At 66.2% G+C, this 14,466-nt stretch carries 11 protein-coding genes; 5 read left to right on the plus strand and 6 right to left on the minus strand.

The window, feature by feature from the left end; all coding sequences use genetic code 11:
- The first annotated feature begins 3 nt into the window (after positions 1-3).
- Together B161_RS0106510 and B161_RS0106515 are read left to right on the plus strand one after the other, a co-directional pair.
- On the plus strand, positions 4-843 hold the full coding sequence (locus B161_RS0106510; RefSeq protein ID WP_018632558.1) for an ABC transporter ATP-binding protein: 840 nt from the start codon (positions 4-6) through the stop codon (positions 841-843).
- Positions 840-1,601, plus strand: a complete 762-nt coding sequence (locus B161_RS0106515) for an ABC transporter ATP-binding protein (protein ID WP_018632559.1) — start codon at positions 840-842, stop codon at positions 1,599-1,601. The genes B161_RS0106510 and B161_RS0106515 overlap by 4 nt, the downstream gene beginning before the upstream one ends.
- 135 nt (positions 1,602-1,736) lie before the next feature.
- Here B161_RS0106515 and B161_RS0106520 read toward each other — a convergent pair whose 3' ends face one another.
- The 3 genes from B161_RS0106520 to B161_RS0106530 all read right to left on the minus strand — a co-directional run bounded on the left by B161_RS0106520 (position 1,737) and on the right by B161_RS0106530 (position 5,223).
- Positions 1,737-3,335 (minus strand): ABC transporter substrate-binding protein, encoded by a 1,599-nt coding sequence (locus tag B161_RS0106520; RefSeq protein WP_018632560.1) that lies wholly within the window; start codon positions 3,333-3,335, stop codon positions 1,737-1,739.
- Positions 3,336-3,428: 93 nt separating this feature from the next.
- The gene (locus B161_RS0106525; RefSeq protein ID WP_018632561.1) at positions 3,429-4,061 is read right to left on the minus strand and encodes an SGNH/GDSL hydrolase family protein; all 633 of its coding nucleotides are present in this window, start codon (positions 4,059-4,061) and stop codon (positions 3,429-3,431) included.
- A 13-nt stretch (positions 4,062-4,074) separates the two neighbouring features.
- Complete coding sequence (locus B161_RS0106530; RefSeq protein ID WP_018632562.1) at positions 4,075-5,223, minus strand: mandelate racemase family protein; 1,149 nt, start codon at positions 5,221-5,223, stop codon at positions 4,075-4,077.
- A gap of 334 nt (positions 5,224-5,557) precedes the next feature.
- On the opposite strand from B161_RS0106530, the gene B161_RS0106535 reads away from it, so the two are divergent.
- From B161_RS0106535 to B161_RS0106545, 3 genes are read left to right on the plus strand one after another with little or no spacing between them, the layout of a single operon-like run.
- The gene (locus B161_RS0106535; RefSeq protein ID WP_018632563.1) at positions 5,558-6,922 is read left to right on the plus strand and encodes a glutamine synthetase family protein; all 1,365 of its coding nucleotides are present in this window, start codon (positions 5,558-5,560) and stop codon (positions 6,920-6,922) included.
- Positions 6,923-6,958: 36 nt separating this feature from the next.
- Positions 6,959-8,335 (plus strand): aldehyde dehydrogenase family protein, encoded by a 1,377-nt coding sequence (locus B161_RS0106540; RefSeq protein WP_018632564.1) that lies wholly within the window; start codon positions 6,959-6,961, stop codon positions 8,333-8,335.
- 2 nt (positions 8,336-8,337) lie between these two features.
- Positions 8,338-9,483, plus strand: coding sequence for an iron-containing alcohol dehydrogenase (locus B161_RS0106545; RefSeq protein ID WP_018632565.1), 1,146 nt, complete (start codon positions 8,338-8,340; stop codon positions 9,481-9,483).
- A 72-nt stretch (positions 9,484-9,555) separates the two neighbouring features.
- Here B161_RS0106545 and dhbA read toward each other — a convergent pair whose 3' ends face one another.
- The 3 genes from dhbA to B161_RS0106560 are packed head-to-tail and all read right to left on the minus strand — an operon-like array spanning position 9,556 to position 14,461.
- Positions 9,556-10,323, minus strand: coding sequence for a 2,3-dihydro-2,3-dihydroxybenzoate dehydrogenase (dhbA, locus tag B161_RS0106550; protein ID WP_018632566.1), 768 nt, complete (start codon positions 10,321-10,323; stop codon positions 9,556-9,558).
- Positions 10,324-14,223: a non-ribosomal peptide synthetase gene (locus B161_RS0106555; RefSeq protein ID WP_018632567.1), complete on the minus strand. Its 3,900-nt coding sequence runs from the start codon at positions 14,221-14,223 to the stop codon at positions 10,324-10,326. It abuts the gene before it with no gap.
- A 1-nt stretch (position 14,224) separates the two neighbouring features.
- Entirely contained in the window at positions 14,225-14,461 is a 237-nt protein-coding gene (locus B161_RS0106560; protein ID WP_018632568.1) for a phosphopantetheine-binding protein, read from the minus strand.
- Positions 14,462-14,466: the final 5 nt, after the last annotated feature.

A 14,466-nucleotide genomic window follows, 5' to 3' on the forward strand; every position in this document is an offset into this window, starting at 1 on the left:
GCCATGCAAGATCCTATTCTGGAAGTCTCCAATCTCTCCATCCGTTATCCGGGCGCGCCTGCGGATTCGGTGCGGGGCGTCTCCTTCGTCTTGGGCCGCGAGAGGCTCGGGGTGGTGGGCGAGAGCGGTTCGGGCAAATCCACGGTGGGGCGGGCTTTGCTGAAGCTTCTGCCCGGCGCGCGGATCACGGCGGATCAGCTCCGTTTCGAGGATCTGGACCTGCTCGCGCTCTCCGAAGCCGAGATGCTCAAGGTCCGGGGACGGCGCATGTCGATGATCCTTCAGGATCCGAAATTCTCGCTGAATCCCATCCAGCGCGTCGGGCGCCAAGTGGCGGAGACCTATCTGCGCCATTTCCCCGTCAGCCGCGCCGAGGCCAAAGCCAAAACCCTCGAAATGCTGGCGGCGGTGAACATCCGCGATCCCGAGCGGGTGCATGAGCTTTATCCGCATGAGATCTCCGGCGGCATGGGCCAGCGCGTGATGATCGCCATGATGCTGCTGGCGGATCCGGATCTCGTCATCGCCGACGAGCCGACTTCGGCGCTGGACGTCACGGTGCGGCTTCAGGTGCTGAACATCCTCGACGGGCTGGTGCGCGATCGCGGAATCGGGCTGATCATGATCAGCCACGACCTCAACCTCGTCCGCAATTTCTGCGACCGCGTGCTGATCATGTATGCGGGCCGGGTGGTCGAGACCCTGAAGGCGGGCGAATTCCATAAGGCTCAGCATCCCTATACGCGGGGACTTCTGGCCGCCCAGCCGCGCATCGGCGGGCCGCGCAAGCCGCTCGCCGTGCTGGACCGTCGCCCCGAATGGACAGAGGAGCAGCCCGCATGACCGCCTCCCTTGAGATCCGCGACCTCTCCATCACCTTCGGCGAAGGCCCGGACGCGGTGAAGGTTCTGCCTTCGGTGAGCTTCTCCGTGGCGCCGGGCGAATGCTTCGGGCTGGTCGGCGAGAGCGGTTCCGGCAAATCCACCGTGCTGCGCTGCGTCTCGCTGCTGACGACCATCTGGAGCGGCGAGGTGAGGATCGACGGCCGGGATCTGCGCGGATTGCCGCTCAAACAGCGCTGCCGCCTGATCCAGATGGTGTTTCAAGACCCCTATGGCAGCCTGCATCCGCGCCAATCGGTGCGGACGACCCTCGCCGAGCCTCTGCGCATCCATGGGCTGGACGATCATGAGGGCCGCATGAAGCGGGCCATGATCGACGTGGGCTTGCCGGTCGACTTCCTCGACCGCTTTCCGCATCAGCTTTCGGGCGGACAGCGTCAGCGCGTGGCCATCGCGCGGGCGCTGATCCTCGAACCGGCCCTGCTGCTCCTCGACGAGCCGACTTCGGCGCTGGACGTCTCGGTGCAGGCGGAGATCCTCAATCTTCTGGCGCGTCTGCGCGAGGAGCGGGGGCTGACCTACGTCATGGTGACCCATGACCTCGCGGTGGTGGACCATATGTGCGACCGCTTCGCGGTGATGCTCCATGGCGAGATCACCGAGATCCTGCCCCGCGAGGCCATCCTTGGAAATCAGGCGACGCATCCTTACGCCCGCGAATTGATCGCCGCCTCGCTGGATTACGAGGGGCGGGCTTAAGCCTCTCGTTCTCTCTTGATTTTAAGGCCGCGCTTCCCGCGCGGCCTTTTTCATGAGATCTGCGCAGATAAAAAGCAGACATAAAAAGGCGCGCTCCGCGAGGGAGCGCGCCAGTTCGCCGCTGGGGAGGAAGCTTCAGCGGTTCTTCGTGACGCCCTCGAAGCGCGAAACCCAGGGGCTGACGATCATGCCCTCGATGTCGGCGCGATAGGCGGCGGTGTCCACGACCTCGGAGAAAGGCATGATCGGCGCGGCGACTTCATCCATATGGATCTGAATCGCCTCGTAATCGCGGATCTGAGTCTCCGGATCGCGCTCCAGAAGGGCTTCTTCGATCATCCGGTTCAGCGTGGCGTCGTAGAAGCTCACGCGCCAGCTCTGGTAATTGGTCAGGCGGGCGGCGTCGGAATTATCGGGGTTATAGGCCATGGAGCGCAGATTGCTGTCGGGATGGGGCTGCTGTCCGCCGCCGCCGCGCCCGATGAGCAATTCGAATTTCCGGTCGCGCATGGCGCCGTAGATCTGATCTCCCGAGCCGGTGATCAGCTCCACCTGAAGCCCGCCTTGGGTCAGCGTGTTCTGAATGGCGGTGGCGGCCTTCATGAAGGGATCCTCCGACAAGGCCCGCAGAGTCACGCGGAAGCCGTTCGGATACCCCGCCTCCGCGAGCAGCGCCTTGGCCCGCTCCACGTTCAGCCGATAGCCCGGATCAGGCAGAAGCCCCATGGCGCCGGTGCTGATCGGCCGCTGATGCAGCTTGCCGTAATAGGGCATCACGGCGCGGTCGAGGCCCTCATAGTCGATGAGCAGGCGCAGGGCCTCGCGGACCTTCTGGTTTTGGAAGCGCTCGTCCTTCATCGACATGGCGAGATAATAAAACCCCGAGCCCGGCGTCGAGGCCACGGCGATCTCGTCGTCGGCGGCCAGAGCCTTGAGGTCGGGCGCCTGGAGCGAATAAGCGACGTCGATGTCGCCGCGCCGGAGCATCAGGCGTTGAGTCTGGGATTCCGGCAGATGCCGCACGATGATCCGCCACATGGCCGGAGCCGGGCCCCAATAGCCGTCGTTGCGCAAGAGGAGGATATGCTCGTTCGAGGCCCATTCCCCAAGCAGGAAAGGTCCAGAGCCCGCCGCGTTCAGCGTCAGCCAGCCCGCGCCGAGATCCTCGCCGCGCGCATGGCTCCGAACCACCTTGCTGTCGAGGATGGTGCCGGGGCCGTTCTGCGCCAGCAGCATGAGCAGCATCAGAGGGTCGTTAGGCTCGGGCAGGGTCAGCAGGAAGGTATGGTCGTCGAGCGCCTGAAACTGCCGCTCCGAGCCCTCGGCGGAGAAGCCGCGCGACTTGAAGAAGGAGGATTGCGCGAGGTTGATCTTCATCAGCCGCGTGAGGCTCCAGACCACGTCCTGAGCCGTGACCGGATTCCCCGAGGCGAAAACCGCGTCCTTGCGCAGATGAAAGGTCACCGACATGCGGTCTTCGGCGATCTCCCAGCTTTCCGCGAGGCGGGGGAGGATGCGCTTCTCCTCGTCGAGGATGACCAGCGTGTCATAGATGTTGTTGAGCACCTGCACGGTCTCGCGCCCGGTGATGGCGGCGGGATCGAGGGTCAGGATGTTGTTCATCGTCGTGGCGACGACGAATTGATCCTCCGGCGTGCGCGCCGAAGCCGGAGCCGTCAGACAGGTCGCGACGGTCAGGGCCGCCAGAGCGGCGGATGCGCAGAAGCGTCTCATGATCTCCTCCCAATCCCGCCTTTTCGGCGGGCGCCGCTTGCGATGCGCGGCTGTTTCAGCGCCGTCCCGCGGCGTTTGATTTGACGAATTCAGTTAATCCAGCAGGGCCGCGACCGGCCCCGCCAAAGCCCGTCCGAGGGCCGCCGTGGCCTCGGCCTCCAGATGGACGCCGTCGGCGGGCGAGGGATCGGCCAGGCTGGCGGCGTCGAAGAAGCCGCAGCCCGTCGTGGCGGCGAGTTCGGCGTAGAGCGGAGCCAGAAGCCGGGATTCCGCAATCTCGCGCCCGCCCGCCGGAGGTTTCCCGCCGCTTCCCTCGCCGCAGAGCGGCGGCGCCACGATCAGAATCTTCGGTTTGGCGGAGCGGGGCTTAAAGGGGAAAGTCTCGACGATCTCGATCAGCCGCCGCATCCCGGCTTGAGCCGAGACCGCGCGTCCGCCATGGATCGCCTTCAGATCGTTCGTCCCGAGCAGGAAGATGACGAGATCCAACGGCATATGCGCCGCCAGAGCCCCCGGCAGCGCCTTGGCGCCGTTGCGGCAGGCGGGGCCGCCATGATCGTCGCGGCAGGTGGTCCGCCCGCCGAGGCCGTCGGCGACCACCCGCGCGGCTCCGGCTAATTCGGCCTCCAGCGCGTGGGGCCATTGAAAGGCCGGAGGATGACGCAGCCCCGTCGAGGGATCCGCGCCCCAGGTGAGGCTGTCGCCGAAAGCGAGGATCTCCTTCATGCCGGTTCGCTCCTCAGGAGATGCGGTTGTTTTCGATGAAGTCGAAGTCGATCTCCTCGCCCAGACCCGGACGATCCGGCACATGGACGAAGCCTTCCCCATCCATCGGATCGGAGAGCGATTTCAGATAATCATGGCCGTCGTCATATTCGAGGAAGGGATGGAGCAGCCCGCGCTCATACCAGCGGCAATTCTTCACGGCGGCGACCACATGCAGATTCATGGCCGTGTTGCCATGGACTTCGCAATCCATGCCGAAGCTCTCGGCGAGATGCAGGGTCTTGAGCGCCGGCGTGATCCCGCCCACGTCGTTGACGCCGGTGCGGAGGATGTCGCAGGCGCCGCTTTTGATCCATTCGGCGCGATGCCAATGTTTGCCCGCCGCGCTCTCCGGCCCGATCACCGGGATGTCGAGGTTCTCGGCCAGCCATTTGTAGGAAGACATGGATTGCTCGTCCATGGCCTCCTCGATCCAGTCGAAGCCGAGCTTCTCCAGCCCCTTGCCGAGCGCGAGGGCGTCGCTGCGGGAATACCAGTGGAAGGCGTCGATCATCAGGCGGACGTCCGGCCCGACGGCCTCGCGCACGGCGGCGCAGGCCTTCAGATCCATCTTCACGTCGGGCGCCCAGCTCACTGGAGGCATCCAGGTGTGCAGCTTGATCCCCTGATAGCCGCGCTTCACGAGGGTCTCGGCGAAGCGGCCGTAATCCTCGGGGGTGGCGAGGCCGCCCTCCATCTCGTCGCCGCACATGATCGAGCCATAGGCCGGGACTTTATCGCGATAGGCGCCGATGAGCTTATAGACCGGCTGGTTCAGCGTCCTTCCGGCGAGATCCCAGAGCGCGCAATCCACCACGGCCAAGGTGCGGTCGGTCAATTGCGCCGCTGAGCCGCGCTGCCAATGCGCGAGATCCTGCCAGAGCCTTTCACGGTCGCGGTGGTCCTGTCCGATCAGCACCTTCTTGACGAATTTCTCGATCACATGCGGACGAACGATCTCGGGGGCGGTGAAGGAATGGCCTTCATGGCCGTCCTCCGTGCGCAGGGTGAGCATGGCCTGAGGAACCTGATGGGCCGGACCCGGATGGGCGTGGCCCGCGCTGTCGGAGTGACGGCGGGTCGTGGTGCGGAAGACCCGGACCTCGACATCGGTGATGATCATGCTCGCTCCCTGAAGCTTCGAAAGGCGTTTTATGCGGCCGGATTTTTGAATCGGACCGGTTTCGGCCGGAAGTAAGACATCAGAGCGGTTTTATGTCAATATATGTCTGACAAGTTGTCAGATAGATTTTCCTCCTTCCCCGGAAAGCCGGGAGGCTCAAGCCGGATTCCCCATGCCTGAAAAGCGGTTTCCAGTTTTCGGATTGCGCTCTACTATGCCGGAGATCGGCGCGCGGAAGGTCTGAGGGGGAGGCTTTCGGGGGCGGCGTCCGACCGTTTCAACGCGCTCGAACGATCAATTTCAGGGCGCCCAGACAGAGACATGAGGGGACCGAATGCCGGGGAATCTGAGCTTCGACGCATTGCGCGAGGCCGTCGAGGCCGGAGAGATCGACACGGTGGTCGCCGCCATCGTCGACATGCAGGGCCGTCTGATGGGCAAGCGCTTCCATGCGCGCCATTTCGTCGAGAGCGCCTTCGAGGAGAGCCATTGCTGCAATTATCTCCTCGCGACCGATCTGGAGATGAACACGGTCGCGGGCTACCTCTCGACCGGCTGGCGCGCGGGCTACGGCGACTACATGATGAAGCCCGACCTCGCCACTCTGCGCCGCATCCCTTGGCTGGAGAAGACGGCGCTGGTCCTCTGCGACGTGCTGGACCATCACGGCGATCATGAGATCGCGCATTCGCCGCGCGCCATGCTCAAAAAGCAGATCGCCCGTCTGGAGGCCATGGGGCTCAAGCCCATGATGGCGACGGAGCTTGAATTCTTCCTCTTCGACCAGAGTTATGACCATTTGCGCGATCACGGCTTTCGCGATCTCAAGCCGGTGAGCGGCTATAACGAGGATTACGCGATCTTCCAGACCACCAAGGAAGAAGACGTGATGCGGGCCATCCGCAACGGGCTTTACGGCGCGGGCCTGCCGGTCGAGAACTCCAAGGGCGAGGCCGAGGCGGGGCAGGAGGAGATCAACATCCGCTATTCCGACGCCCTCGACACCGCCGACAACCATGTGATCGTCAAGAACGGCTGTAAGGAGATCGCCTGGAGCAAGGGCAAGTCCATCACCTTCATGGCGAAGTGGAATCACGCCCGCGTCGGCTCCTCCAGCCATATCCATATGTCGCTTCAGGACGCCAAGGGGAATCCGGCCTTTTACGATCCCAAGGCCGAACACGGCATGTCCAAGCTCATGCGCGCCTTCACGGCGGGGCAGATGGCCCATACTCATGAGCTCATGATCTTCCTCGCGCCCTATGTGAACAGCTATAAGCGCTTCGCGCGCAGCAGCTTCGCCCCGACCTCCGCCGTCTGGTCTCCCGACAACCGCACCGCCGGATATCGGCTCTGCGGCGAGGGCACGAAGGCCGTGCGTATGGAATGCCGCATCGGCGGCGCCGATCTGAACCCCTATCTCGCCATGGCGGCCCTGATCGCGGCGGGAATCGCGGGCGTCGAGAAAAAGCTGAAGCTCGGCGCGCCCTTCGCAGGCGACGCCTATGACGGCGACGCGACGCCTCTGCCGCGCACGCTCAAGGAGGCCGCCGAAGCCCTCGACGGCTCGGCCCTGATGCGCGCGGCCTTCGGCGGGGAGGTGGTCGATCATTATGTCCGCGCCGCCCTCTGGGAGGTGGAGGAGCATGAGCGCGTCGTGACCGACTGGGAGGTCGCGCGCGGCTTCGAGCGCTGCTGAGCCTCGCCGGGAAGAATTTCTGAGGAGACGAAGAAGATGACGACCATTCTGAAATGCGTCTCGCCCGTGGACGGCTCCGTCTACGCCGAGCGCCCCGCCGCCAGCCGCGCCGAGGCCGAAGCCGCCGTCGCCCGGGCGCGCAAGGCTCAGGCCGCTTGGGCCGCGCGTCCGCTGGCGGAGCGCGTGGCTCTGGTGAAGCGCGGAATCGAGATCCTCGGCGAGCGCAACGCCGAGGTGGCGGTGGAGCTGGCTTGGCAGATGGGCCGCCCCTCGCGCTATGGCGGCGAATATGGCGGCGTGCGCGACCGCACCGCCTATATGGCCGAGATCGCCGCCGCGACCCTTGCGCCCATCGAGATCGAGGAGAGCGCGAAATTCATCCGCCGCATCCGCCGCGAGCCGCATGGCGTGGTTCTGGTGGTGGCGCCGTGGAATTATCCCTTCCTGACCGCGATCAACACGGTGGTTCCGGCGCTGATGGCGGGCAATGTGGTGATCCTCAAGCCCGCGACGCAGACTTTGCTCACCGGCGCGCGGATCGTCGAGGCGCTGCATGCGGGCGGCGTGCCGGAGGATGTGGTTCAGAATCTCTATCTCGATCATGAGACCACCAGCGGCCTGATCGCCGCGCGGGCCTTCGACTTCGTGAATTTCACCGGCTCGGTGGCGGGCGGACAGGCCATGGAGCGCGCCGCGGCGGGCACCTTCACGCCGCTCGGGCTGGAGCTGGGCGGCAAAGACCCCGGCTACGTCATGGCCGACGCGAATCTCGACGCGGCGGTCGAAACGCTGGTCGACGGCGCCATGTATAACGCGGGGCAATGCTGCTGCGGCATCGAGCGGATTTACGTCCATGAAAGCCTCTATGAGGATTTCCTCGACAAGGCCGTGGCGCTGACCCGCGCTTATAAGCTCGGGAATCCGCTGGATCAGACGACCACCCTCGGCCCGATGGCGCATAAACGCTTCGCGGCGCTCGTGCGCGCCCAGACCGCCGAAGCCGTGGCGGCGGGCGCCAAGGCCCATATCCCCACCATGGCCGAGGACGACGGCGGGGTTTACCTCACGCCGCAGATTCTGACCTATGTGAATCACGACATGCGCGTCATGCGCGAGGAGAGTTTTGGGCCGGTCGTCGGGATCATGAAGGTGAAGGACGACGAAGAGGCCCTGCGCCTGATGAACGACAGCCCTTATGGCCTCACCGCCAGCCTCTGGACGCAAGATCCTGAGCGCGCCCAGCGCCTCGGCGCCCTGATCGAGACCGGCACCATCTTCATGAACCGCGCCGATTACCTCGACCCGGCTCTGGTCTGGACGGGCCGCAAGGACACCGGACGCGGCGGCGCGCTTTCGGTGATCGGCTACCATAATCTGACCCGTCCGAAATCCTACCACCTGAAGAGGCTCTGATCATGACGCGGGCGAATTGGTCCTATCCCACCGCCGTTCGTTTCGGCGAAGGCCGCATCTCCGAGATCGGCGAGGCCTGCGCGGCGGCGGGGCTCAAGCGGCCTCTGTTGGTCACCGACCGGGGGCTGGCGGCTCTGCCTATCGTGGCGAAGACTCTCGGACTCATGCGCGAGGCGGGCCTCGGCGAGGCGATCTTTTCTCAGGTGGATTCCAATCCCACGGAAAAGAACCTCGCGGCGGGCTTGGAGGCTTACAAAGCGGGCGGTCATGACGGCGTGATCGCCTTCGGCGGCGGCTCGGGGCTGGATTTGGGCAAGGCGGTGGCCTTCATGTCCGGCCAGACGCGGCCGCTCTGGGATTTCGAGGACGTCGGCGATTGGTGGACCCGCGCCGATCCGAAGGGAATCGCGCCCATCGTGGCGGTTCCGACCACGGCGGGCACCGGCTCCGAGGTGGGGCGCGCCAGCCTCATCACCGACACCGTCACCGAGATGAAGAAGATCATCTTCCATCCGAAGATGCTCCCCGCCGTGGTGATCGCCGATCCGGGCCTGACGCGCGATCTGCCGCCGAACCTCACCGCTTGGACGGGCATGGACGCTTTCGCCCATTGCCTCGAAGCCTATTGCTCGCCTTTCTTCCATCCGATGTCTCAGGGGATCGCGCTGGAGGGTCTGCGCATCGTGCGGGACTATCTCCCCCGCGCGGTGAAGGACGGCGGCGATATGGAGGCCCGCGCGCAGATGCTCGCGGCGGGGGCCATGGGCGCCGTGGCCTTTCAAAAGGGCCTCGGGGCGATCCATGCGATCAGCCATCCGGTCGGCGCGATCTACAACACCCATCACGGCGCGACCAATGCGGCGGTCATGGCGGCGGCGCTGCGCTTCAATCGTCCGGCGGTGGAGGGGCGGCTCGCTCAGGCGGCGGCTTATCTCGGAATCTCCGGGGGCTTCGACGGCTTTTACGAAGCCGCGCTGAAGCTCCGCGACGAGGTGGGGGCGCCCAAGAACCTGACCGAACTCAGAGTCCCGCAGGATCGCCTTGAGGAGCTGACCGCCAAGGCCCTCGAAGATCCGAGCGTGGGCGGAAATCCCGTGGCCATGACCCCGGAGAACACCCGCAAGCTCATCGAGGATTGCTTTATCTGAGCCAAGCGCAATCCGAAAAGTTGGCAGAATTTTCGGATAAATTGCGCGCAAATCTAAAGACGAAATCAGGCGTCACGCTTTGAGCGTGGCGCCTCCGTCGACATAGATCTCGGCCATGGTCACATGTCCGGCCCGATCCGAGAGCAGGAAGGCCGCCGCCTCCGCCACATCCTCCGGCGTGGCGAGTTTGCCAAGCGGAATCCCGACCTTATATTGCTCCGGGAAGCCCGCGATCACCCGCGCGGCGCCCTGATCATCGGCCCACATGCCGGTTTGCATCGGCGTCAGCGTCGAGCCCGGCGCGACGATGTTCGCCCGGATTCCGAAAGGCGCCAGCTCCAGTCCAAGGCAGCGCGTGAACATGGCCGAGGCCGCTTTCGAGGCTCCGTAAGCCGCCATGGCGTGACGCGGCACGCCCGCCGCATTGCTCGCCACCGTGACGAGGGCGCCGCTTTTGCGCGGCTTCATGCGTTTCGCCAAAGCCCGCGAGACATGAAACACCCCGTCGACGTTCACCGCGAAGACCTGACGCCAAGCCTCGTCCGTGGTCTCCTCGACGAGGCCGGTGGTCAGGACTCCCGCGACGTTGGCGCCGTAAGCGACGGGCGCCCAAGCCTCGGCGGCCTCGACCGCCGCCTCGACCGCCGCCGAATCCCGCACGTCCAGCGGATGAAGCCGCAGATTCTCGCCCGCCAGCGCCTCGATCTCCGGCGAAAAGCCGAGATCCGTCGCGAAGACCCTCGCGCCCTCCTCCAGCAGCAGCCGCACCAGAGCCGCGCCTATGCCGCGCCCGGCGCCGGTCACGAAAGCGAGCTTTCCCTCAAAGCCGGAAGGGCGCATTCAAACCGTCTCCTGATCGAATTGGGCGAGCCGCTCCGCCAGCAGAGGCGCGATCACGGCCACGGCGGCGGGCGAAACAAGCTGAGGATGGAGGAAAGGCGCCTCCAGCTTCTCCAGCGCGGCGCAATGGGCCAGCCAGAGATCCGCCTGCAAGCCGGGATCCTTCTGATGGTCCAGTCCGGCGCGGATATGGGTCAGGCGTCCGGGGAAGGGCCGATGCTCATGGCCGCGCACGAGGGCGTTCGCCCCGAGCGCCACCTTGACCACGCCTTCCAGAACTTCGGGCGGCAAAAGGGTCATCGGGCCGCCGCCTTTCTCGCGCAGATAAGCCAGAAGCTCGGCCCGGTTCGCCAGAGGCGGCGCCTCGGTCGGGTCCAGCCCCGCGATGGCCACGAAGGCCCGCAGAGCCTCGGCCTCGCTGGGTTCGGGGCGACCGCGCCAGACCTCGGCGGGATAGGAATCGAGCAAAGCCGCAAGCCCGACCTCGCGCCCCCGCTCCGCGAGCTTCGCCGCCATGGCCTGAACGATCACCCCGCCCACCGACCAGCCCGCCAGATGGATCGGCCCTTGCGGAACGGCCTCCGCGACGCGGGCGGCGTAATCCTCGGCGAGGGCGTCGAGGCTGGCGAAAGGCGCCGCTCCGGTGAGGGAAGGCGCTTGCAGCGCATAGACCGAACGCGCGGGCGCGAGGGCCTTGGCCAAAGCGCGATAGCCCCAGCCCAAGCCCCCCGCCGGATGGGCGAGGAAGATCGGCGGCGCTTCGGGGTCGCCTTTAGCCAGCAAGAGCAGAGGCTCCAGACCTTCGGCGGGGCCCTCCGCCGCGAGGACGCGGGCCGCGATTTCAGCCAGAGAGGCGGAATCGAAGATCGCGCCCACGCCGGGATCTTTGCCGAAGACCTCGCGGATGCGCAGAGCAAGGCGCATCGCCAGAAGGGAATCTCCGCCGAGGCGGAAAAAGTCGGACTCCGGGCCGGGGGCGTGGGGAAGCTCCAGAACCTCCGCCACGAGACCTGCGAGCTTCGCCTCCTCCGGAGTGGCGGGACGGCTCGGGCCGCCCTCCTCAAGAGCGGGAGCGGGCAGGGCGGCGCGGTCCAGCTTGCCGTTGACGTTCAGCGGCAGGGCGGGCAGGGCGAGGAGATGGCTCGGGATCATGGCGGGAGTCAGGGAAGCCGCCAGAGCCGCCCGCAGCTGTTCGGCCTCATAGCCCGTCGCCGGGACCACATAGGCCGTCAGACGCTTGACGCCCGGCTGATCCTCGCGGGCGATCACGGCGGCCTCCCGCGCGAGGCCCGTCCCGAGGATCGCCGCTTCGATCTCGCCGAGTTCGATGCGCTGGCCGCGGATCTTCACCTGATGATCCGAGCGCCCGAGGAACTCCATGGCGCCGTCGGGCCGCCAGCGGGCGAGATCGCCCGTCGCATAAATGCGTTCGCCGGGGCGGAAGGGATCGGGCGGGAAGCGCTCCGCCGTGAGGTCCGGCCGCCCGAGATAGCCGCGCGCCAATTGCACGCCGCCGAGATAGAGGTCTCCGGCCAGCCCGGCGGGCAGAGGCCGCAAACGGGAATCCAGAGCGTAAAGCCGCGTGTTCCAGACCGGAAAGCCAATCGGCACCGGCGAGGAATGATCTTCGGGCGTCGCGGGCCAGAAGGTCACGTCCACGGCGGCCTCGGTCGGGCCGTAGAGGTTGTGGAGTTCGCCGGAAATCCGCGCATGGAAGCGTTCGCGCTGATCGGCGGTCAATTCCTCGCCGCTGCAAAAGACGCGCTTGACCTTGAGGCCCAGAGATTCCGGCGCCGCCAGAAAAGCCGAGAGCATCGAGGGGGTGAAATGCAGCGTGTCGATGCGTTCATCCCGGATGATCCGCGCCAAAGCCGAAGGGTCGCGATGGGCGCCGGGGGGCGCGACCACCAGAGTCTCGCCGCTCAGGAAGGCGAGGAAGAACTCCCAGACGGAGACGTCGAAGACCGCCGGAGTCTTTTGCAGGATGCGTTCTCCGGGGGCGAAGCCGTAATATTCGCGCATCCAGATCAGGCGGTTGACGATGGCCCGATGCTCGATCATCACGCCCTTGGGCTCGCCCGTGGAGCCGGAGGTGAAGATCACATAGGCGAGGTTCTCCGGCCCTGCGGCAGGCGGCGGGGCCTCGCCGGTCCTCGGCCATTGGTCGGGCGTCAGGGCGGGGAAGCCCGCGAAGGCCTCGGCGTCTTCGGCGCGGCGAAGCGTCAGGACCGGGGCCGCAAGATCCAGCACGCGTTTGCGGCGGGCGGGGGGATGCTCAAGGTCGATGGGCAAGTAAGCCGCTCCGGCGCGCTGAATCGCCAGAAGCGCCACGATCAACTCCGTCGAACGCGGCAAAGCGACCGCCACCACCCGATCCGGCCCCGCGCCCAATTCCTTCAGCTTCGCCGCCAAGGCGCCTGTGCGGGCGTCAAGCTCGGCGTTGGTCAGGCTCTCGCCTTCGAAGCGCAGAGCCTCGGCTTGGGGGCGCTCACGCAGCTTCTCAAGGATCAGGCCGATCAGGGTCGCCTGATCAGGGAAAGGATGCTCCGTGGCGTTGGCCTCGACGAGGAAACGCCGGGCCTCGGCGGGGCTGGCGGTCGGCAGGTCCGCGAGGCGCTCCGCCTTGAGCGCGCCCTCCAGAAAGGCGAGGAAGCGATCCGCATGGGCCTCGGTCTCTTCGGCGGAATAAAGCGCGGGATTGGAATCCGCCTCGAAGATCGCGCCTTCATGAGCGTCGCCCCGGAAGCTGAAGGTGAAGTCCTCCACCGCGCCCGCGCTGAGGATATGGAGGCGCGTCTCCAGCCCCGGCATCTTCGGCGCCGAGTCGAAAGGCTGGATGTTGATGAGCGGCCCATGCAGCCGCCTGCCTCCGCCGATGCGGCCGAGATCGCGGCGCAGAGCCTCGGCGCGATAGCGGCCATGGCGACGCAAGGCGATCAGGCTTTTCGAAACGCCCTTGAGCCAATCGCCCAAAACCGCTTCTTCATCGGGGATCATCCGCAGAGGCGGCACGTTCATCGCCATGCAGGGCAGACGCGCCAGAGAACCGCCCAGCCGCGCCATGAAGGGGACGCCGAGCACCGCCTCCGGGCCGCCCGTGAAGCGCTGGACATAGGCTCCGGTCAAAGCCGTGACGAGATCCGGCCAAGTGGCGTTCTGGTTGCGGGCGAAATCGCGCAGGCGGGCGAGGAATTCGGGCGGCAAAAGCCGCGTCGCGCGATGGAAGCCATGGCCCGAGACGGCGCGTCCGGGCTTCATCCCGAGAGCTTCGGGAGCGCCCGCCATCGCCTCCCTTCCCCATGCGGCGTCCTGCGCGCGGCGGGCGGAGGCGCGATATTCGGCGTCGGCCTCCAGAGCCAGACGCAAAGGCCCGAAATCCGGACCCGCCGCCGGGCCGCCCTTCAAGGCCGCATAGCGCTCGGCGGCGCGATCCGTGATTAGCGCCACGCCATAGCCGTCGAGGCAAAGATGATGCACGCGCTCATACCAGAAGGCGCGCTCCGGCCCGAGGAGATGCAGATGAAAAGCAGCCGCGGCGTCGCGCGCCAGATCCAGCGGCTTGTCCGAATCCGCGCGCATCATGGCCAGAGCCGCCGCCTCGGGATCGGGGGCGCGACTATGGTCGGAGACCGCCATGGCGGGGAATTCCGCCGCGAGGCGCTGGCGCGGGCCTTGAGGCGTCTCCCGAAAGCGCAGGCGCAGAGCCTCGGTTTCGGCGATCATGCCCCGCACGGCCTCGGCGAAGGCCGCGACGTCGAGAGGACCGAGGATCTCCAGATATTGCCCCGCGTTGAGGATGGGATTATCCGGATCCATCGCCTGAAAGCGCCAAAGCCCTTCCTGAGCCTCGGTCAGGGGGACGCCTTCGGGGGCGGTCAGGTCGAAAGGATCCGCAGCCATGTCAGGCCGCCTTCGGGCGCGCTTGGACCAAAGCCCACCATTCCGCCAGCGTCGATTTCTCGGCGAATTCCGCGAAGCCCGCCGCCGTGCCCGCCTCGCGCCAGAGGAGCGTCAACTCCATCAGCCGCATGGAATCGAGGCCGAGATCCATCAGGTTCTCGTGATCGCCCACGGCCTCCGGCTCTTCGTGGATCTTGGCGGCGACGTCGGCGCGCATGCGCTCAAGGGTTAAGGCCATGGCGG

The sequence above is a fragment of the Neomegalonema perideroedes DSM 15528 genome (assembly GCF_000374145.1).
Taxonomy (GTDB): domain Bacteria; phylum Pseudomonadota; class Alphaproteobacteria; order Rhodobacterales; family Rhodobacteraceae; genus Neomegalonema; species Neomegalonema perideroedes.